Annotated in this window: 18 protein-coding genes; 12 read left to right on the top strand and 6 right to left on the bottom strand. The window is 46.2% G+C overall.

Annotated elements, in window-relative coordinates; translation table 11 throughout:
• Positions 1–200 precede the first annotated feature (200 nt).
• Positions 201–1931 (top strand): ABC transporter ATP-binding protein, encoded by a 1731-nt coding sequence (locus tag G358_RS0114125; protein ID WP_026342259.1) that lies wholly within the window; start codon positions 201–203, stop codon positions 1929–1931.
• A 78-nt stretch (positions 1932–2009) separates the two neighbouring features.
• On the opposite strand, the gene G358_RS0114120 is transcribed toward G358_RS0114125, so the two are convergent.
• Positions 2010–2777: a glycosyltransferase family 2 protein gene (locus G358_RS0114120; RefSeq protein ID WP_019637887.1), complete on the bottom strand. Its 768-nt coding sequence runs from the start codon at positions 2775–2777 to the stop codon at positions 2010–2012.
• Positions 2778–2947: 170 nt separating this feature from the next.
• On the opposite strand from G358_RS0114120, the gene G358_RS0114115 reads away from it, so the two are divergent.
• From G358_RS0114115 to G358_RS0114095, 6 genes are all read left to right on the top strand, one after another.
• Positions 2948–3682, top strand: coding sequence for a glycosyltransferase (locus G358_RS0114115; RefSeq protein WP_019637886.1), 735 nt, complete (start codon positions 2948–2950; stop codon positions 3680–3682).
• A gap of 89 nt (positions 3683–3771) precedes the next feature.
• Complete coding sequence (locus G358_RS33480; protein WP_169447436.1) at positions 3772–3960, top strand: hypothetical protein; 189 nt, start codon at positions 3772–3774, stop codon at positions 3958–3960.
• A gap of 10 nt (positions 3961–3970) precedes the next feature.
• Complete coding sequence (locus G358_RS30200) at positions 3971–6259, top strand: glycosyltransferase (RefSeq protein WP_169447435.1); 2289 nt, start codon at positions 3971–3973, stop codon at positions 6257–6259.
• Entirely contained in the window at positions 6243–6929 is a 687-nt protein-coding gene (locus G358_RS0114105) for a glycosyltransferase family 2 protein (RefSeq protein WP_019637884.1), read from the top strand. The genes G358_RS30200 and G358_RS0114105 overlap by 17 nt, the downstream gene beginning before the upstream one ends.
• A 14-nt stretch (positions 6930–6943) precedes the next feature.
• Positions 6944–8053, top strand: coding sequence for a DegT/DnrJ/EryC1/StrS family aminotransferase (locus G358_RS0114100; protein WP_019637883.1), 1110 nt, complete (start codon positions 6944–6946; stop codon positions 8051–8053).
• A complete protein-coding gene (locus G358_RS0114095; RefSeq protein ID WP_019637882.1) occupies positions 8046–8690 on the top strand; it encodes an acetyltransferase in 645 nt (214 codons plus the stop codon). The genes G358_RS0114100 and G358_RS0114095 overlap by 8 nt, the downstream gene beginning before the upstream one ends.
• Positions 8691–8838: 148 nt before the next feature.
• Here G358_RS0114095 and G358_RS0114090 read toward each other — a convergent pair whose 3' ends face one another.
• Together G358_RS0114090 and G358_RS31770 are read right to left on the bottom strand one after the other, a co-directional pair.
• Positions 8839–9900 (bottom strand): glycosyltransferase, encoded by a 1062-nt coding sequence (locus G358_RS0114090; protein WP_019637881.1) that lies wholly within the window; start codon positions 9898–9900, stop codon positions 8839–8841.
• Positions 9901–9914: 14 nt separating this feature from the next.
• The gene (locus G358_RS31770; RefSeq protein WP_084662801.1) at positions 9915–11438 is read right to left on the bottom strand and encodes a glycosyltransferase; all 1524 of its coding nucleotides are present in this window, start codon (positions 11436–11438) and stop codon (positions 9915–9917) included.
• Between the two features lie 51 nt (positions 11439–11489).
• Between G358_RS31770 and G358_RS0114080 the strand changes: the two genes are divergently transcribed.
• A complete protein-coding gene (locus G358_RS0114080) occupies positions 11490–11672 on the top strand; it encodes a hypothetical protein (protein WP_019637879.1) in 183 nt (60 codons plus the stop codon).
• A gap of 187 nt (positions 11673–11859) precedes the next feature.
• On the top strand, positions 11860–12153 hold the full coding sequence (locus G358_RS0114075) for a MurR/RpiR family transcriptional regulator (protein ID WP_019637878.1): 294 nt from the start codon (positions 11860–11862) through the stop codon (positions 12151–12153).
• A 188-nt stretch (positions 12154–12341) separates the two neighbouring features.
• On the opposite strand, the gene G358_RS0114070 is transcribed toward G358_RS0114075, so the two are convergent.
• Genes G358_RS0114070 through G358_RS33675 form a run of 3 tightly spaced genes read right to left on the bottom strand, consistent with a single transcriptional unit; the run spans position 12342 to position 14405 of the window.
• Positions 12342–13349, bottom strand: a complete 1008-nt coding sequence (locus G358_RS0114070; RefSeq protein WP_019637877.1) for a Gfo/Idh/MocA family protein — start codon at positions 13347–13349, stop codon at positions 12342–12344.
• Between the two features lie 37 nt (positions 13350–13386).
• Positions 13387–14043, bottom strand: a complete 657-nt coding sequence (locus tag G358_RS33680) for a Gfo/Idh/MocA family oxidoreductase (RefSeq protein ID WP_019637876.1) — start codon at positions 14041–14043, stop codon at positions 13387–13389.
• Positions 14004–14405 carry a Gfo/Idh/MocA family oxidoreductase gene (locus G358_RS33675; protein ID WP_033404067.1) on the bottom strand — a complete coding sequence of 134 codons (402 nt, stop codon included), beginning with the start codon at positions 14403–14405 and terminating at the stop codon, positions 14004–14006. The genes G358_RS33680 and G358_RS33675 overlap by 40 nt, the downstream gene beginning before the upstream one ends.
• Before the next feature lie 238 nt (positions 14406–14643).
• Here G358_RS33675 and G358_RS0114060 point away from each other — a divergent pair, with 238 nt between their 5' ends.
• From G358_RS0114060 to G358_RS0114050, 3 genes are all read left to right on the top strand, one after another.
• On the top strand, positions 14644–15834 hold the full coding sequence (locus G358_RS0114060) for a cytochrome P450 family protein (RefSeq protein WP_019637875.1): 1191 nt from the start codon (positions 14644–14646) through the stop codon (positions 15832–15834).
• A 378-nt stretch (positions 15835–16212) separates the two neighbouring features.
• Positions 16213–17967: a proline--tRNA ligase gene (locus G358_RS0114055; protein WP_019637874.1), complete on the top strand. Its 1755-nt coding sequence runs from the start codon at positions 16213–16215 to the stop codon at positions 17965–17967.
• 83 nt (positions 17968–18050) lie between these two features.
• Entirely contained in the window at positions 18051–18770 is a 720-nt protein-coding gene (locus G358_RS0114050; protein ID WP_019637873.1) for a YebC/PmpR family DNA-binding transcriptional regulator, read from the top strand.
• Positions 18771–19387: the final 617 nt, after the last annotated feature.

The following is a 19387-nucleotide window of genomic DNA, read 5'->3' as shown; positions in this document are numbered from 1 at the left end:
GGGCAAACGTATTGGCCGCGATGAGTTTGAGTCGCAACGAACTATCCTCTGTAGGCGATTCTAACATGGAGGGCTCTTCAACCCCGGTTGAGGAGCTTTCTTTTTCATACTTTTCGCGCAGCAAGTCGGGTTCAGCAACGGAAATATTTTTGAAGAAAGAGTATACATAGAAAGGGGCTGGAATGAAGCCTATGAATAATATGATTCGCCGTTTTTTTGCTTACTATCGGCCTTACAGGGGGTTGTTCCTGCTTGATTTCGGCTGCGCCTTGATCGCCGGTTTGCTGGAGCTGGGTTTCCCGCTCGTTGTAAACCGATTTGTGGATGATCTGCTGCCCAATGAAGAATGGAATCTGATCGTATGGGCATCGCTAGGTTTATTGGCGTTATACCTGTTAAATACGGTTCTGATGTATATCGTCAATTATTGGGGACATATGCTCGGAATTAATATCGAGACAGATATGCGCAAGAAACTGTTCGATCATATTCAGAAATTGAGCTTCCGTTTTTTCGATAACACCAAGACAGGACATCTGATGTCGAGGCTGACGAACGACATGATGCAAATTGGGGAAATGGCCCACCATGGACCCGAAGATTTATTCATAGCCGTCATGACGCTGGCAGGTTCTTTCACGCTCATGCTTATGATCAACTGGAAGCTGGCGGTGCTCACCTTCGTCGTCGTTCCCGTCATCATTTGGCTCGTTGTGTATTTTAACGGTAAAATGACTAAAGCGATACATCAGCTTTTCACCGACATAGGCGACTTTAACGCGCGTGTCGAAGATAACGTCAGTGGTATTCGCGTCGTTCAGGCGTTTGCAAATGAAAAGCACGAGAAGGAAAGATTCGCGGTGAATAACGGCCGGTTTCGTCTGACGAAATTGTTCTCCTATAAGCTGATCGCCAAGAATGGGGCGATCAGTTATATGATGATGCGTCTCGTTACGCTGTTCGTCATGGTGTGCGGTACATGGTTTGTCATACGCGGCCAGCTGTCCTACGGCGAATTTGTCGGCTTCCTGCTGCTGACGAACGTCTTCTTCCGGCCGATTGAGAAAATCAATGCGATCATCGAGAGCTATCCGCAAGGCTTCGCCGGTTTCAAGCGCTATGTCGAGCTGCTAGATACCGAGCCGGATATTGCGGATAAGCCGGATGCCGTGGAAATCGGCGAGCTGAGACGGGAAATCCGCTACGAGGGAGTGACCTTCAGCTATGACAGCGAATCGCCTGTCCTAAGCCATATCAACCTGACGATCCGGCAAGGAGAGACAGTAGCTTTCGTCGGCCCTTCCGGTGCCGGCAAGACGACATTGTGCAGCCTGCTGCCGCGCTTCTATGAGGTGGACGCGGGCTCGATCACGATCGATGGCATCGATATTCGCGATATTAAGCTGCAGTCGCTGCGCCATCAAATCGGGATTGTGCAGCAGGATGTGTATTTATTTGCGGGTACCATCCGCGAAAATATACTCTACGGAAAGCTGAATGCATCGGAGGAGGAAATTTGGGAGGCGGCGCGCCGGGCCCGTCTGGACGAATTTATCCGTTCCCAGCCAGAGGGCATGGAGACGGTCATCGGCGAGCGGGGCGTGAAACTGTCCGGCGGGCAGAAGCAGCGGCTGGCGATCGCCCGGATGTTCCTAAAGAATCCGCCGATCCTCATTCTGGACGAAGCGACCTCCGCGCTGGATACGGAGACGGAGCAGGTCATTCAGCAGTCGCTCATGGAGTTGTCCCAAGGCCGGACAACGCTCGTCATCGCGCATCGGCTGGCGACGATCAAGAACGCCGACCGCATCGTCGTTGTAACCGAGGAAGGCATCGCCGAGCAAGGGGCGCATGAGGAACTGCTCGCGGCACGGGGCGTATACCGCCGATTGCATCAGGCGCAATTTCAAGGAGAAGCAGGCGTTTTATAACAGATTAATAGATTAATAGATTGATGAAACAACGCAAGGGTGTCCCCTTGGTCATGAAATGACGAAAGGGACACCTTTTTATTTCTTTTTTATGATAACGCCATTGCCCGGGTAGCTCCACTTGCTGTTAAAATAAGCTTCACTCTGGACCCAATATTGCCTGATGGCTTCATCGCGCTGCGGATTCGGGTAATATTCGTGATAAATCGTACTCTTCGGGCAAAACAAGACATTATAGCCGGAATAGTTCGCGTTGAAGCAATAATCCGTTTCTTCAAAATAGTGAAAGTAGTGCTCATCCAACAAGCCGATCTTCTCCAATAAATGTCTTTTTAACAAAAAACAAGCGCCATTGATCGCTAAGCAGGCCCTCGTCTCTTCCAAAAGCCCCGGTTCGTCCGGACAGAGAAAGTAAGGAGACTTCCAATCCCAATCTGTTCCCACGCCAACCAACTGATTGGCGCTGTTGATTAACTTGGGGGCTGCGATGGCCGTTTTTTCATCCTCCCAAAGAGCTTCCAGAAGAGGTGGGAGCCAGCCGCTTGTAACAAATACATCTGGATTCATGACGGCGACGGTCTCTCCATTTCCCTGTAATATTCCGCGGTTTACGGCACTGGCAAAGCCCGTGTTGCGCTCATTTTTCAGGAGTACAATATCAGGGCAGTTCTCGGCGTATTGAATGGTACCGTCTGTGCTGCCGTTATCGACAATGATAATCGTGTATTCCGGAGGCGTGTGCTCACGTATGGCCTGGATACATTTCTTGATATATGAGGCGGAGTTATACGTGACAATGATGAGATCGAGCATCAAATCGAGCGCCCCTTTCCGTTTTATGCTCATTTTTTATTGTTTCTCTCTAACATATGCGACGGATGAAGGCAGCGCTTAATATAAATGACTATTTCTCGCCTCATTAGTTGTTTCACACATAAAACAGGCAAATGCCGATGTTCCCGGCCATCCAGCTGGAATAGACTGTGCAATATATGACCATTGGAGTGTGGTGACAGATGAAGTTAACGGTAATAACGCCCGTTTTGAATGAGGAGACCTTTTTGCGACTATTTCTGGAAAGAGCCGTAACCTTCGCGGATGAAATCATAATTGTAGATGGGGGGAGTACCGATCAATCCATCCCCATCATCAAATCCTATATGGATAGCCACAATATTCACCTATTCCGAAACAGGCAGGGGACAGCTTATACCGATGAATGGGATGAATCCAAAGTACGGAATTTTATGGTTGATCAGGCTCAGGGGGATTGGATTGCCAACATAGACGCAGATGAAATTTTCGATGATGCGCTGGATTCGGTATTGTTTGAAAAATTGGCCCAGACGAATGCCGATGTCCTTAAGTTTCCGATCGTAAACTTTTGGAAAGATCCTTGGACGATACGGATCAATGCGGCTAATGATGAGAGATGGTCCAATGATATTATTCGAATGTGGAGAAACGGAAGAGGGATTCGATATAAAGATGAGAAGCATCACTGTACGCTAAGAGGTGAATTCAGTGATATTTGGTCCCTGCCTTCCGAACGCATCGATGTTCCACTGTATCATTATCATTACGCATTAGGCAAAAGGTTCAAGTTTAACGATAACCGGCGTGGCGATGTTAATCTATATGATAATATCGGGGAGCCGGATTGGTCCTATCACCACGGGGAGTATGAAGTGCGAACGACTCCTTTTACAGGAACACATCCACAAATCGTAAGAAACTATCTGGGCATTTGATAATAGATCATTTAGGACTTAGAAAGGTGGATCAGCGTGTATACCAAAGAGCAGCGAAGGTTACTAAAGATGTTAAATGGAGTTGTTAAATGGAAAAAGGGAAAGAAGCAGGCGCGGCTGCAAAAAAGGAGATTGATCAGAAGAATACAATACTGGGAATTTACAAAGAGAAATCGGGCCAAACTCCCCGCCAAGTCTGTTATTCATTTTCCAGCCCCAGCAACTCAGCAGCATATTCCTACTCCGATGGAGATGCAGCTGAAAAATACAGCAACTGAGCAATTAACAATGAGGTCGTTTCCGAGTAAAGCACATACGTTGGATTCGCTGGAATCTCAACCAGCCACACTGGATATCGATATTTTCCGCTTTCCTATCATTGACTGGGACTACAGATGGCAAAGACCTCAGCAATTGTGCCAACAATTTGCCCAGCACGGATACCGTGTATTTTATTTTTCCATTGAATCCGAACAAATCAATAATCGCAATGCAGACTTCGAGGAAATCCGAGCGAAATTACGCATTGAAGAAAAGCAAAATAATGTATGGCTGGTCACACTATGCTCGTATTCCCGCTTGAACGCTTATCGGGATACGATTAAACATCCGCTTGATAAACAGTATTTGAAATGGTCCATAGAAGCATTGAAGCAAAGGTTTGGTATACATCAAACCGTAACGATCGTCGATCTTCCGTTCTGGTCCACCCTTGTTTTTGAGCTTGATCATAATAAAGTCATTTACGATTGCATGGATGAGCATGCCGGATTTTCGAATACATCTGCTGAACTCCTTGCTTTAGAGCCCAATTTGCTGAGTCGTTCCGACGCTGTCGTCACTTCTTCTGATCTGTTGTGTGAAAAAGCCAAACAATTGAATTCTTCCGTACATCTTATTCGAAATGCAGGGGATTATAAACATTTTGCAGAGAAGCCGAGCCAGCTGCCCAGCGATATTTCAAACGTTCGAAAACCGGTCATCGGTTACATCGGAGCTATCGCGGACTGGTTTGACATGGGACTCGTCCATGAGCTGGCCGAACGCAATCCAAACTGGGATTTTGTATTAATCGGGAATACCTATTATAGCGATACGTCAAAAGTCGAGATGTTAAGCAACGTACTTCTATTAGGCGAAAAGCCGTATTCGGAATTGCCTGCCTACCTTCATCAGTTTGATGTGTGCTTGATTCCTTTTTACATTAACCAGTTAACAATGGCAACGAATCCCGTAAAAATATATGAATATTTAGCCGCGGGTAAACCGGTCGTATCGACGGAATTGCCGGAGTTGAACAGTATGCAGGAATATGTCGCTCTTGCCAAAGGGGCAAAGGAGTTCGAGGCTGCGATTTGGGAAGCTCTGCAGGAGCAGAACAGCATGGAACACGCTGAGAAAGTGGAGAAGCGCCGGCTATTTGCGGCCAATAATACATGGGCCGATCGATATGAAGATTTCCAGGCGATCATCATGAATGAACTGTATCCTAAAGTAAGCATCATTGTCGTTACGCATAACAATTGGAATTTGACCCGCAGATGCATAGACAGTCTTCTTCGCTATACCGACTACCCGCGCCTTGAAATTATTCTCGTCGATAACGCATCGACGGATGAGACAACAACACATTTGCTAAAACTACAACACCCCCATATCAAAACGATATTACTATCAGAGAATACGGGATTTGCTGGAGGAAATATTGTCGGCACATTGAATGCGACAGGGGATTATGTTGTGCTGCTGAACAACGATACCATCGTTGCCAAAGAGTGGCTCCCTCGTTTACTGCGGCCATTTACAGTGGATGACAAAATCGGTGCTGTCGGACCGGTGTCCAATTTTGTAGGAAATGATCAGAAGCTGGATTTCTTTGTAGGTGATGAAATACAAGGCGCGAACGAAGCTTGGTTGAATGAGTTCCATGAGCTTTACAATCAAAAAATGAGATATTCCGAAATGCTCGGCTTTTTCTGTGTGGCAATTAAAAAGACGGTCTTTGCGAAAATTGGCCATTTGGATAAAAACTTCGGCTATGGCATGTTTGAAGATGATGATTATTGCTTGCGGATGCAGCAAGCGGGATACCGGCTTGCGGTGGCTGAGGATGCATTCGTATTTCATCAAGGGAATGCCACGTTCAAGCAGTGGAATGAGGAGCAGAAGTCCAGCTTATTTACAAACAACAGAACGTATTTTGAGGCAAAGTGGGGAAGAAGCTGGGAGCTGCCGAAAATGCCATTGTCTCTGTTTATTAATCAAAGCGATCCCGACAAAATAGCGGAAATCGTAGCGGCAAGCGGCAAAAGTTCGGTATTTGTTTACTGTCCCGATCATTGGGGCGCCCCGAAAGAGGAATGGCAGCATAAGCTGCTTGACATTTGCAACGAACAAACGCTTGTCATCGCTCTTGTCAAAAGTTATTTTAATGAACCGATTCACGGTATTCGCAAAATCGGACCTCATCTTTATTTTACAAATAATGAGCAGCTGCTGGAGAAGACAAACTTTGATTTTATTTATTCTTTTACCCATGTGGTGCCTAGAGGTGAGTTTAATGGTGACGCCAGCTGATTTCTTACAAGCGGCCAGCACAGAACAATATAAGAAAATATATGAGTTGGAGCAGCCCCTAGTTACGATCTGTATCCCTACTTACAATCGGGCTGACGCATTATTGAACTGCAGCTTGAAATCAGCGGTGCGGCAAACGTACACCAATTTGGAAATTATTGTAGTAGGTGATGGCTGTACCGATCATACCGCGGATGTCATACGCCAATTCAATGATCCCAGAATTAAATTCGAAAATAGGGAGAGCAGAGGAGAGTACCCGAGTGAAACTTATCAACGCTGGCTCGTGGCGGGAAGCATCCCGACGAACCGTGCGCTGGAGTTAGCGACCGGTCATTTTATTACACATTTGGACGACGATGATGAGTTTTTTGACGACCGTATTGAGAAGCTGGTCGCTTTTGCGAAAGAAACTCAAGCCGATCTCATTTATCACCCGTTTTATTATTTAATTGGTCCCGAGCAATGGGTAATGAATGATGCCGAGCCGCTCATGTGCGCAAAAGTGACGACTTCATCGATGTTTTATCATAACTGGTTAAAATGTATTCCTTGGGATCCCCGATCTTATTTGCTGAATGAGCCTGGGGATTGGAATAAAGTTCGACGTATGGTGGAGCTCGGGATAAAGACGGCCAGATACCCCGAGCCTCTAACAATGAAACATTGAGGGAAGTGATGTCAATGCACTATATTCCATTTCTTAAGCCAAAGCTCGTACCGAAAGAAAGCTATCAACATTATTTGGAACGGATTGATGCTTCAAGAATTTATACGAATAACGGTCCGTTGAATAGAGCGTTCGAGGAACGAATTCTTCTTGAATACTTTAATAATGAAGGTGCTGTAGTGACCGTTAGCAATGCGACAATCGGTCTGATGCTCGCCACTGCGCAGTTGAGACGCCGGGGCAAATATGCTCTTATGCCCAGCTTTACCTTCCCGGCTACTCCGCTGAGTTCATTATGGTGCGGGTTAGAGCCTTATTATATCGATATAGATCCAGATCATTGGTGTATGGATGAAAAGAGGCTGGAGGAAGCCATACAGATGCTTGGGGAGGAAGTGGCTGTAGTTGTTCCTTACGCCACGTTCGGTGCTTCCCTCAACTTCGCCTATTATGAGTCTTTGCTCCAGCGCGGCATACCGGTTGTTATCGATGGCGCTTCCAGTTTCGGTTCTGCTCTGGCGCAGCAAGATGAGCGAGGGTTCCAGGGAGCGATCGTCTACAGCTTCCATGCCACGAAATCATTCGGGATCGGAGAAGGGGCGATCGTTTACAGTGGAGACCAGGAGCTGATCCAAAGTATACGGCGTTCCGCCAACTTTGGATTTAACGAACAACGGGAATCGAAGCAATTGGGTTTGAATGGGAAAATATCAGAGTATACGGCGGCTATAGGGCTGGCTACACTGGATGTATTTCATGAGAAGATTGCGAAACGGGAGCAAATTGGAGAATGGTATGAGGAAGCTTGGAGGAGACATAAGCTCTCTGATTTGGGATGGAGAGTTCAGCAGGCAAAAGGCAAAGTGGCATATCAGTTTTATCCGGTCCTGTGCCGAACCGATCGGGACAATAAATATTACGTCAACAAGCTGGACGCATCAGGCATACAGGTTAGAACTTATTTCTCACCACCTTGTCACCTTCATCAAATGTTTGAGCTGCACCCTCGAGGATTGCTCAACATTACTGAGGATATCAGTAACCGGATTATTAGCTTACCCATTTGGGAAGACATGGAGCAAGAGCAAATCGAGCACATCGTCAGGTGTCTAGCGAATGCATGATGCAAAACTGGTCATTTGGGGCTGCGGAGGAATGGGGCGGGAAGTTCTCGCCCTGTGCGAAGTACTAGGACGGAACGTAGCCGGGTTTCTGGATGAACGGGAGGAAATGCGGGGGCAAATGGTGGATGGCGTTCCTGTACTAGGAGATATTCAACATATTTATGCTTACAGAAATGAAGTGGAAGTGATTTGCAGCGGGGTGGGTGATCCTGTTTTAAAGAGAAAATTTGCCCGCAAAACGAGGGACGCCGGTTTTCGATTAGCCGGTCCGCTTGTTCATCCAGCTGTTAATATTCCGCGAAGCAGTCAGGTTGACGATAATAGCATCGTTTGTGCCGGATCGATCGTGAGCATTAACGTGAACATCGGAAAATTTGTTATCATCAATACGCAGGTTACTTTGGCCCATGATGTGACGATTGCCGAGCACTGCACTATTTCCCCCGGCGTAAACATTAGCGGTAACGTAACAATGGAGGAAGGCGTGTTTATCGGTACGGGATCAGCTGTCCGAGAAAAGGTGACGATCGGAGCTTGGTCAATCATTGGCGGCGGAGCGTTTGTCAAGGATACGGTGCCTGCGAATGCCCTGTATGCAGGTGTTCCCGCTGTCTTCAAAAAAAAGATTATACGGTAATAATTAGGTAAACCTTGCGGTAAACAATGATGCCCCCGTTCCTTGTGCGTGGGAAATCATGATTTATCGCAAGGTTTTTTGTATTAGTTGTCCGTCCAATTTTTATTTTAGGGCCTTATTGGACAGTCCCATCTCTACCGAAATTGCTTTAGGTATTACCGAGTAGATGTGTCAATTTTTTGTTCACGATCTTTTTCATATTGAAGCTGGATCTGACGGTCTTTGCACCATTCGCCGCTATCCGTTTTGCCTTGCGGGTATGATTGCTGATCCAGTTTAGGCTATGGAGAATGGACTGGGCCTCAGCGTCTATTTTCAAATAATCCATTCCTTCTTTTAATATGAGCTGGTCATTCCGAGGATTTGTCGTCAACAGAAGGCAGCCCGTAGCCATGGCATCTGCCGCAGTCGTAGTAGGAAAACCGTCCAAAGCTAGGTGGTCAGGCCTGCTGCAATTGATGAATACGTGGCAGTGCTGGTACAGAAGCGCCAATTTTTCGGGTTGCAGTGCACCATGAAACGTATAGCGCTTATTTTTTAATTGTGAAAGTTGATCCTCCCAATTACCTACGATATGGAGGTGAAAATCATCTGAATTGAGACTGTTGTAAGCTTTAACAAGTAAAGGGAAGCCCTTCCTGGGATAATTGAAGGCGCAAAAAATGAGATGAAAGGGGGGACTCCAGCATCTTGCAGCGAGATTGTACAGTTCAGTATTTATTACGACAGGTTGATAAATACTCGTCTTAATATTTAAGAGAACTTCTTCAACATTAGTAAAGATGGTTGAACAATTGGCTGTTACAATGTCGAAAAATTCAGGCCTAGTTCCCTGAGCGAGTCCGCCGCCTGGATACAGTGTCGTGTGCAGTTTAATCTTGCGCTCCATTAAGAAGTCCCTAATATTTATATATGGATTCGAGCCTGGCACTTGGGTGCCATCAGGCAGTGTGTAAGCCCCCAGCAGACTTAATACTAAGTTTAAAAAAACACAATATACGTCTGTAATTCCTTCGGAGTCAGCTAACTTCTTAAACTGAGAGAACGGATATACAATTTTAGGGAATTTGTCCGAATGAGGTTCTGTGGCAAAAAACAAAGTGTCTGGACGCTGGGCATGGATTTGAATATTTTCCCAGTAACGAAACCCGCTTAACTGCCAAGGAAAAAATGTGTCAATAACAGCGAGCCGGCGATTTGTAATCATCATGTACGATCACGGCTTTATATCTTACGGAAAAGCCGCAGGCTGTTATAGTCACACAAATAAGAGTAATTATCATCTAAACGCATCTCATCCACCGCTTGGGTAACACCGGGCAGTTCTGCCCATTCATATCCTGGGCATGTTTTATAGGAGTAGTCATGGAAGGCAATGATTCCGCCAGAGACGACTCGTGATGCATAATAGATAATATCGTGCTTAACCCCGTTATAACTGTGATCACCATCAATGAACAGCGCTGCAATTGCTGGAGGGCAGTCGTCGTAAGCTTCTTGGCTAGGCTTTTTGATTTTCCGAATGTGAGGCTCCAAACCAGCGTTGCGGATATTTTCATCGAAATCGTCTTCATAGTTTACGGGCAAGGCGGGATGATAAAAGGGATCGATAATATGAATGGGACGTTTTTGCGTTGTAAGATATTGACTGCTCAGTCCGAGTGCGATCGCGCTTTTTCCCTTGAAGGTTCCGATTTCAACGAGGCCGCCTGAAATATGATCTACCAGCAGAGGCAGATGAAGGAGAGCTAGTATTTCAAGCTCCATTAAATAACCTTCCGTATTTTTGACCCTCTCAAGCATTTCAGAAATTTGAAACTCATCATTTATACTCATTGTTGTACAGCGCTCCTTTTCAAATGTACTTTGGCAATCGGAATTTATGTTAAATTGTTGCTTATGCTTCTCAATCAAAGACAAGTTTAAAACGTTACTGGATGCTGTCCCTGACGGAAATTGGTTGCATCGATTCTCATAATAGGCTATAAAGCTCTTGCGGATATCCTCGCCATATTCCTGGAGGAAACGTACACGATTGTCCTCATAATTAGCCAGATCAGCTACTCCGCAGTCATGAACAACCCAAGGGGTATCCTGATGAGGGATGCCAATCTCATAACCGGCCCGGGCAAATTCCATGCACTGTGATATATCATAGAAGTCCCAATTATGGAATAGATCATCGCGCCAGGAAATATCCGTTTGCGTCATGATGAGCAATCCATCGACAGCTGTAACAGGCTGATACGAGCGTTCTTTTTCACATGGATTGAAGGCCAGCAGTTCCATGCTGCCTGAGTGGCTGCCGTAAACCTGACCGTAGTTTTCGCCGGAGTCCCACCACATTCCGTTTTCCGGAACGTAGGCTGAGCCAATTACGCCTATCAGACCCAGGTTTGCATGCTGCTGAAAAATATGAATCGTATCTTGAATGAAATTTTCATTAAGGATGTAGACATCTTGATGCAGGTACACTTTATATTTCGCATCAGACTCAAGCATCGCTCGATTGTAGCCTGATGCCATGCTTTTAGCCCCGCAAATAATTAAAACTTCTACTTCAAATCCGTCGGGAATATAGAGGGCTGAAATATGACGTGTAGATTCTAGCAATTGTTCTAGTCGGTTTGCGCAATAAATGAAGCAAATTTTATTTGGGTTCATGAGCGATTCGCTGACTCCTTTCAAAAAAAGTGGATAAACTCCATGTACCTTTATATGTTGAAGTATGGAAGTTCGCTTGTTCATTTGGTGGGTTCGATACTAAAATGTGTCTTTGCATAAGAATGTCACGAACAAATGCTTTACAGGGCTTCCGATGAAGGTTACCTGACGATTGTCATATTGCCGCAGGGAACGAATCAGCCGCTTGATTCTGTAAGAGAAGCGGGCGGTAATGTGCTGCTGAATAAGAAAACAAGTTTCTTATGGTTCATGCTACAAAGCTTGAAAAAATCGCACAAGGCGCTTATCCGGGCCTAATTGGCAAGCAGCTTGAAATCAAAACGCGCTAAACTTAAGTCATTAACTAGCTGAGCTCATGTCATTTTTTATTGGAGTCAAAGGGGAATCCGTCAGGATTCCTCTTTGTTTGATAGTATACTGGGATTAATGAATACTGTGATCTAGCGAATTAGGGTTATAGAAGCATAAGGAAAGGATGGGTTTCATGTTAATTCAGAAAATGAAATATATGAAAAATTTGACGACACAGGAGAAAAGCATTGTCGATTACATATTAAAGCAGCCGGGTATGGTGTTCGAAGTTACAGCGCAGGAACTGGCTCGATTAACCTACACAAGCTCTTCTACGGTCGTCAGGCTGTGTAAGAAGCTGGGCGTGAAAGGCTATCCTGATTTTCAATTAAAAATGGCCCTGGACTATCCGCAGCGGGATCAAGAAAGAGCGTATGTCACGCCAAGGCCGGGTGGAGCCGGGAATGGAGGCCAAGCTGTGCGATGAAGCCATAATAATAGGTATGGATAGAGAGCGAATGCGTTTATCCAAAATAACCGGTACAATTTCAGTGCAGTACATTTTCGATGTTCTCTATATGAGCACATTAACAAATGAAGGATAGAAGCCCGGGAGGTCATGGCTTCTATCCTTTAGATTTTCCTTGATTCTATCCTGCATTGCATTTTGATTGATCAGTTCCTATTCGCTGCAGCTGAGTGATCCAGGTCGGCGGCAAAAACAATTCCCGCATCGTTCCGGGCTTGTACGACCGTTTCAATAACGGAACGACTGTGCTCTAACAGCCGATAACATTGTTCAAAATCGTTTGTTTTGTAAATATGATTAAACGCAGCCAACTCATAATACAGCAGATTATCGTTCGTCTGCGCATTGAGTTCGATTTCGCTGTCATTCGTATGCAGAACTAGCTTCCGGCAGCCGTTGGCTCCTTTTTCTACATGAAGATAGCCTTTTTCGCCTTGGATGAGCACGAAATTCATGCTGTTGGTATCCTTGCAGCCTACACATTGTGCGATAAATTCAGGGTATTTCAGCACCACCGTTCCCGATGTATCAATTCCGTTTGGATGCTTATTCGCTGTATAGCTTACAGATTGAGGGGAGCCAAACAGTTTCAGCACAAAGTGGAGGTTGTAAATGTTAATGTCTGTCAGCGCGCCCCCAGAGAACTGAGTGCTGAACACATTTGGCGTTTCGCCGTTTAGCAGTTGACCGTATCTGCTCGAATATTGGCTATAATTGCATTGGATAAATTTAATCGCTCCCAGTTTACTGAGCTGTTCCTTGATCAATTGAAAATTGGGCAGGTGAAGCGTAGTAATGGCCTCAAACAGAAGCAGCTGCTTCTGCTTCGCTAAGGCGATTAACTGGTCAAGCTCCGCTATAGTTGACGTAAAGGGCTTCTCGCAGATGACATGCTTGCCATGCTGCAGCGCCAGGTATGCCTGTTCAAAGTGCAGGCTGTTTGGAGAAGCGATGTACACTGCGTCGACATTTGGATCTTCCATCAGCGCTTCAAGCTTTGTGTAGACGGCCGCGATGTTGTATTTCTCCATCAAAGGCTTGGCCGTCTCCTCCTTCCGTGAATAGACGGCTGTACATTGTATATCCTCTATTTGGTTTACAGCCGATAAAAAAGCATCCACTATGAAGCCGCTTCCTATTGTTGCGATGTTCATGAAAAAATCTCCTCTCCGTAGCAATGAATTGCATGAATTAACTTACTTTAGCGGCTTTTGCCGCTGCCACACCAGCATCCAAAACGTTTAGCACATATAATACTTCGTGATCCTTAACGGGCTTTTCCTTGTTAAGGCGGATGCATTGATACAATTTTTCGTATAGCCGGCCGTAGTCGGTTACCTCCGAAGGGACGAGTTCATTGTACTCGGAACCATCCTCGCCAATCCAGGACAGCTTTCCCCAATTGTCCTCCGGTTCACGTTCGTAAGTCACGCGTGTAGGACCATGATCGTTTTTCTGCTGATGACCGCTGCTGTACTTGATGAAGCTGCCCCGGTCTCCATGCACGATAAATTTGGGAGGCTGGCTTTTGACGCTCAAGCTCGATTTGACCGTTGCTTTGAGGATGCCGTAATGAAAGTCGATATCGATGTAATCATCGGACTCTCCGGGGTAATAGATGCTTCTGACATCATAATGACATTTCTCAGCCTTCCCATATAAGGATACCAATTGATCGATCGTATGAACAGCCAATCCGCTTAACAGTCCGAAACCTGGTTGAATTGACTGGGGACGGAAATAGCTGTAGTGCGATTGAATTTCCACGATCCGGCCGAGTTTTCCGCTATCCAGCACCTTTTTTAGTGTCAGGAAGTCGCCGTCGAATCGGCGATTCTGGTAGGCCATAGCAATAAACCTTTACGAGCGGCAAGATCAAATATCATCTGCGCTTCTTCGCTGCTAGCCGCGAAGGGCTTCTCAACGAGCACATGTTTGTTGTGCTCCAAAGCTAGCTTCGCATAGTAAGCGTGACTATCGACATGCGTACAGACTACGATTAATTCAATTTCAGCGTCATTCCACAAATCGTCGAGATCAGTCGTAAATTGTATGGAGGGATAGTAATTTTCTCTATCGGTATCGCCAATCCGGTCTTCGGCTCTTCTGTATATGCTTTTGACCTTAATACTTGGCCGTGCCTCTAAATAGGGCAGATGATAGTTCACCACACTGTTGCCAAATCCAATATAAGCTACCGACAATGGCATAGGTAGGCCTCCTTATCCATTGATTGGTGTCATCATAGCATGCCGTCTTGGCCAGGAGTTGATATCTGCTCATTTTGGCTGGGACTTGCAAATAAGGCGAAATGAACGGAAAGTTATGAAATTTGATTTCATGTAAAAATAGGCAGATTTACGTTTATTTGCTATCGTGATAAACGTCATGGTAATATTTTCTTGTAGTTGATTTACAATTTCAGATGAGGAGAGAGGAGCTATTATTATGCAGACCAATCCGTCCTTAAGCGAAAGTTTGTTTACTGAAGCATTTACACAGAATCCGTTTCCAGTCTATGAGCAAATGAGAGAAAAAGAGCCGATTATGCGCATGCTGTTTCCAGATGGGCATTATGGCTGGATCATTACGAGGTATAGCGATGCTGTTGAAGCCTTGAAAGATCCTCGTTTTGTGAAAGATATGAGGAATGCCGGGATTGAAGAAGATATGCCCTTTATGAATAATAATATGTTGTTCTCCGATCCGCCGGATCATAAGAGATTGAGAGGTCTGGTACAAAAAGCGTTTACGCCGCAGTTGATTTCCGGCATGAGGGGACGGATCCAGCAAATCGCAGATGAGCTGCTGGCAGAGGTGGAAGGCCAGGAGACGATAAATTTGATCGATGAATACGCATTCCCACTGCCGATCATTGTGATCAGCGAGATGCTGGGCGTGCCGAATTCGGATCGGAATAAGTTTCGGGCCTGGTCGAATGCGCTTATCGAGCAGACTGGCCAGGGACCTGATGAGGAGATGCGCGGTTTAATTATGGAGTTCAGGGAGTATTTGGCGGACTGGATTTCCAAAGTCAGAAAACAGCCGGGCGATGATTTGATCAGCCAATTAGTTATTGCGGAGGAACAAGGAGACCGGCTTACAGAGGTTGAGCTGTACAATCTCGTTATGCTGCTCATCATTGCTGGTCATGAAACGACCGTCAATTTGATCGGCAACGGCATTCTTGCCCTGCTCCAGCACCCGGAACAGCTTCGTTTACTGCAGAGCCGGCCCGAGCTGATTCATACGGCGATCGAAGAAATACTGCGTTATAACGGTCCCGTTGAATTCAGTACGGGCCGTTGGGCAAGGGAGGATCTTGAATTCAAGGGTGTATCCATGAAAAGAGGAGAATCAGTAATTATTTCCCTGAGCTCGGCAAACCGTGACCCGGAACAGTTCAACGATCCCGATCTCTTTGACATTTCAAGGGAGAAGAGCCCGCATCTGGCCTTCGGCAAAGGAATCCATCTATGTCTTGGTGCGCCTCTCGCCCGGCTGGAAGGGGAAATTGCTATCAACACCCTGCTGAAGCAATATCCGAATATTCGGCTCAAAGCCGATGTAAGCGAGCTGGAATGGCGGCCTGGCATGATCGTCCGGGGAGTCAAGGAAATGCCGTTATATTTGGGGTAAGCGGGATTGACTATATTGTTGTAATCAGGTATTTTGTATTAAATACTTATATAATCCAAGCTGTATTCAAGTAACATATCGACAATAGCTTAGACCAAGGCAGCGGTTCTTGGCTCGCTGACCAGAGAGGAATCCCCTGGCTGAAAGGATTCTCATCGCGGGCAAACCGGCTCCTACCTTGCGAGCTGTAGCGGGAATCCTATTGATGATATAATAGACTAACCGCAACCGGCATTATGCCGTTATCGTCTTGAGGATCGTCAGCTTCATGCATGCTGCGGTCATAAATAGGGTGGTACCACGACACATTCGTCCCTGACGAATGTGTCTTTTTGTTTTTGATAGCTGGTGAATTGAAAAATGAGGAGGGTGTACAAAATGAAACAAAGCAAGTTATTGCTTAACACACTGCGTGAGTCGCCAGGTGAAGCAGAGGCTGTAAGCCATCAGCTGCTGATTCGAGCTGGATTTATTCGGCAGTTGGCATCGGGCATCTATACTTATTTACCGCTTGGAAGGCGCGTGCTTCGCAAAATCGAGCAAATCGTGCGCGAGGAAATGGATGCGGCAGAAGCTCAGGAACTGCTTATGCCCGCTATGCAGCCAGCAGAGTTGTGGAAGGAGTCGGGCCGGTATTCTCTTTATGGGCCGGAACTGATTCGGCTGCATGACCGGCACGACCGCGAATTTGCTCTCGGTCCGACTCATGAAGAGGTGATCACGACGCTCGTGCGCAGTGAAATTAATTCTTATCGCAAGCTGCCGGTCATTTTATATCAAATCCAGACGAAATTCCGGGACGAACGCCGGCCTCGGTTTGGACTGCTGCGCGGCAGGGAATTTTTGATGAAGGATGCCTATTCCTTTGATATAGACTGGGAAGGGCTAGATCAGGCTTACTGGAGCATGTTTCATGCCTACGAAAGGATATTTCATCGCTGTAATCTGAATTTCCGTGCGGTAGAAGCTGATGCAGGAGCAATCGGAGGTGAAGGGGAAACCCATGAATTTATGGCACTTGCGGATATTGGCGAGGATACCGTAGTAACATGCAGTAGCTGCGATTATGCGGCGAATCTTGAACAGGCGGAGTCGGTTAAAGCCATCAGCTTCGATGATGAAATAGTGCTGACCACGGACGAGCTAAGTTCCAGCCCAGAGTTCGAAACCGGGCTTGAAGCTGAGAAATTCCATACGCCGAACCTGCGCACAATTGATGAGCTGATTGCGAATTTACATATCGATCCTGCGGTAATTCTTAAAACGGTAGTATTTATGGCAGATCTTCAAGCTGTGGCCGTCGTTGTTTCCGGAAAAGACGAAATTAACGAAATTAAAGTGAAAAATTACCTTGGAGCCGAAGCGATTTCTATCGCCGATGCGGATACCGTACTAAAGTTAACGGGAGTAGCCACTGGTTTTATCGGGCCAAAAGGCTTGTCTCTTCCCGTATTGATCGATCAATCCGTCATCCATATGACGAACGCCATTGCAGGAGCTAACGAAAAAGATTACCATTACAGAAATCTTCATGTCAGGCGTGATATTCCGCTGAACCATATCGGAGACTTTCGTAATGTTAAAGAAGGGGAGTGCTGTCCGCGCTGCAAGGAAGGAACTTTCAAGTTCTACAAAGGAATCGAGATCGGGCATGTCTTCAAGCTCGGGACGAAGTATAGCGAGCAGTTGGGCGCTGCTTTTCACGATGCTTCCGGGAATGAACAGACGATGATTATGGGTTGTTACGGTATCGGGATCTCGCGGATACTCTCGGCCATCATTGAACAGCACCATGATGAAGACGGTATGATCTGGCCTGTAAGCATCGCCCCGATGCAGGTACATATTATCCCAGTTTCAGTGAAAGACGAAATGCAGGTGAACACCGCGCGGCAGCTTTATGACCGCATGGTCAAGCAAGGGGTCGAAGTTCTGCTCGACGACCGGGATGAGCGGCCGGGCGTAAAATTCAAAGATGCGGATTTGATAGGTCTGCCGGTTCGCATCGTCGTTGGCAAAGGTGCCGCTGATGGTTTGGTTGAATTTGTGGAGCGGAGCAGGCAAGAGAAGGAAATGATCTCCCTGGAGGAAGCAGTGGGACGAGCTACGGAACTCCTGCATGCATTCCTCTGAATATATGAGCCACCCACAATTTTTCAAATTGGCGGAAGATGTTATAATAGGAACGAAAAATAATATAAGAAAGCGGGAACAACATGGGTCGTAAATGGAATAATATTAAAGAGAAGAAAGCATCGAAGGATGCGAATACGAGTCGTATATATGCGAAGTTCGGCGTCGAGATCTACGTGGCTGCCAAGAAAGGGGAGCCGGATCCTGAATCGAACCGCGCATTAAAGGTCGTACTTGAACGCGCCAAAACGTATAATGTGCCTAAGGCCATCATCGATCGTGCATTGGACAAGGCTAAGGGAAGCGCGGAAGAAACCTATGAAGAGCTGCGTTATGAAGGCTTTGGGCCAAACGGTTCGATGGTCATTGTTGACACTTTGACGAATAACGTAAACCGGACGGCACCCGAAGTACGCTCGGCCTTCAACAAAAACGGCGGAAGCATGGGGGTAAGCGGCTCGGTATCCTATATGTTCGATGCCACAGCGGTTATTGGCGTAGCGGACAAAACAATCGATGAAGTTTTCGAGATAATGATGGAGGCCGACTTGGACGTCAGGGATATCATTGACGAAGAGGACAATGTGATCGTCTATGCAGAGCCGGATCAATTTCACGCTGTGCAGGAGGCATTCCGCGCTGCAGGCATTTCGGAATTTACCGTCGCCGAGCTGACGATGCTGGCTCAGAACTACGTGAATCTTTCGGAGGAAGCGCAGGTGCAATTTGAAAAATTGATCGACGCGCTGGAGGATTTGGAGGACGTACAGCAGGTATATCATAATGTGGAGCTCGAAGATTAATCCCTGTACGCCCATACACAATAAAGCAGCTTAATTTCTCTGGTTTCAGAGATTTAAGCTGCTTTTTTTAGGCTTTAGCTAGTTGAGTGCGTGAAACGCGCGAAACAAAAAACGACCCGCTAAGCCGGTGGAGGGATTTAATTACCCGAAAATTACAGAGGAAGCCCCAGGCCTGAAAATAACGCCTATATTGTCCTTCACCCTGCAGAACATTTACAGATTTCTGCATCCTATACTAAGTATTTACGAATGGCCACGCAGTCACGCTGGAAAACCACGTCGTTTACTTCGGTTTTGGAGGAAGTTACTCCTTGCAAAGATTGGATTTAGTATTACCGACTGTTGTGTAATTCTAGCTATGATGAACGATAAACAGACAGCCCTCCACATTGCTACATCTCGTAGGTTAAAATGGAAAGTGGAAAGACCAACCATTTCAGAGCTACATAGCAAAGGAGAGCTGATACTATGCAGTCTATCACAAAATTCGTCGGTTTAGATGTATCCAAAGAAAAAATTTCGGTGGCCATTGCGGATTCAACCGGGGAAGCCCCTCGCTATTACGGGAGCATTCCACATTCGGCGGCGGCACTTCGTAAACTCATCAAAGAACTGGG

It is taken from the genome of Paenibacillus fonticola DSM 21315 (genome assembly GCF_000381905.1).
Lineage (GTDB): Bacteria > Bacillota > Bacilli > Paenibacillales > Paenibacillaceae > Fontibacillus > Fontibacillus fonticola.
This window is presented reverse-complemented; position numbering and strand designations above follow the sequence as displayed.

What these genes read in the sequence shown, in the direction of transcription:
- G358_RS0114090 (WP_019637881.1), bottom strand. Translation starts at nt 9,900, where the DNA reads ATGATGATTACAAATCGCCGGCTCGCTGTTATTGACACATTTTTTCCT.
- G358_RS0114115 (WP_019637886.1), top strand. Translation starts at nt 2,948, where the DNA reads ATGAAGTTAACGGTAATAACGCCCGTTTTGAATGAGGAGACCTTTTTG.
- G358_RS31770 (WP_084662801.1), bottom strand. Translation starts at nt 11,438, where the DNA reads ATGAACAAGCGAACTTCCATACTTCAACATATAAAGGTACATGGAGTT.
- G358_RS33680 (WP_019637876.1), bottom strand. Translation starts at nt 14,043, where the DNA reads ATGGCCTACCAGAATCGCCGATTCGACGGCGACTTCCTGACACTAAAA.
- G358_RS0114120 (WP_019637887.1), bottom strand. Translation starts at nt 2,777, where the DNA reads ATGAGCATAAAACGGAAAGGGGCGCTCGATTTGATGCTCGATCTCATC.
- G358_RS33480 (WP_169447436.1), top strand. Translation starts at nt 3,772, where the DNA reads ATGGAAAAAGGGAAAGAAGCAGGCGCGGCTGCAAAAAAGGAGATTGAT.
- G358_RS0114125 (WP_026342259.1), top strand. Translation starts at nt 201, where the DNA reads ATGATTCGCCGTTTTTTTGCTTACTATCGGCCTTACAGGGGGTTGTTC.
- G358_RS0114060 (WP_019637875.1), top strand. Translation starts at nt 14,644, where the DNA reads ATGCAGACCAATCCGTCCTTAAGCGAAAGTTTGTTTACTGAAGCATTT.
- G358_RS30200 (WP_169447435.1), top strand. Translation starts at nt 3,971, where the DNA reads ATGAGGTCGTTTCCGAGTAAAGCACATACGTTGGATTCGCTGGAATCT.
- G358_RS0114095 (WP_019637882.1), top strand. Translation starts at nt 8,046, where the DNA reads ATGCATGATGCAAAACTGGTCATTTGGGGCTGCGGAGGAATGGGGCGG.
- G358_RS0114075 (WP_019637878.1), top strand. Translation starts at nt 11,860, where the DNA reads ATGTTAATTCAGAAAATGAAATATATGAAAAATTTGACGACACAGGAG.
- G358_RS0114105 (WP_019637884.1), top strand. Translation starts at nt 6,243, where the DNA reads ATGGTGACGCCAGCTGATTTCTTACAAGCGGCCAGCACAGAACAATAT.
- G358_RS0114100 (WP_019637883.1), top strand. Translation starts at nt 6,944, where the DNA reads ATGCACTATATTCCATTTCTTAAGCCAAAGCTCGTACCGAAAGAAAGC.
- G358_RS0114050 (WP_019637873.1), top strand. Translation starts at nt 18,051, where the DNA reads ATGGGTCGTAAATGGAATAATATTAAAGAGAAGAAAGCATCGAAGGAT.
- G358_RS0114055 (WP_019637874.1), top strand. Translation starts at nt 16,213, where the DNA reads ATGAAACAAAGCAAGTTATTGCTTAACACACTGCGTGAGTCGCCAGGT.
- G358_RS33675 (WP_033404067.1), bottom strand. Translation starts at nt 14,405, where the DNA reads ATGCCATTGTCGGTAGCTTATATTGGATTTGGCAACAGTGTGGTGAAC.
- G358_RS0114070 (WP_019637877.1), bottom strand. Translation starts at nt 13,349, where the DNA reads ATGAACATCGCAACAATAGGAAGCGGCTTCATAGTGGATGCTTTTTTA.
- G358_RS0114080 (WP_019637879.1), top strand. Translation starts at nt 11,490, where the DNA reads ATGCTTTACAGGGCTTCCGATGAAGGTTACCTGACGATTGTCATATTG.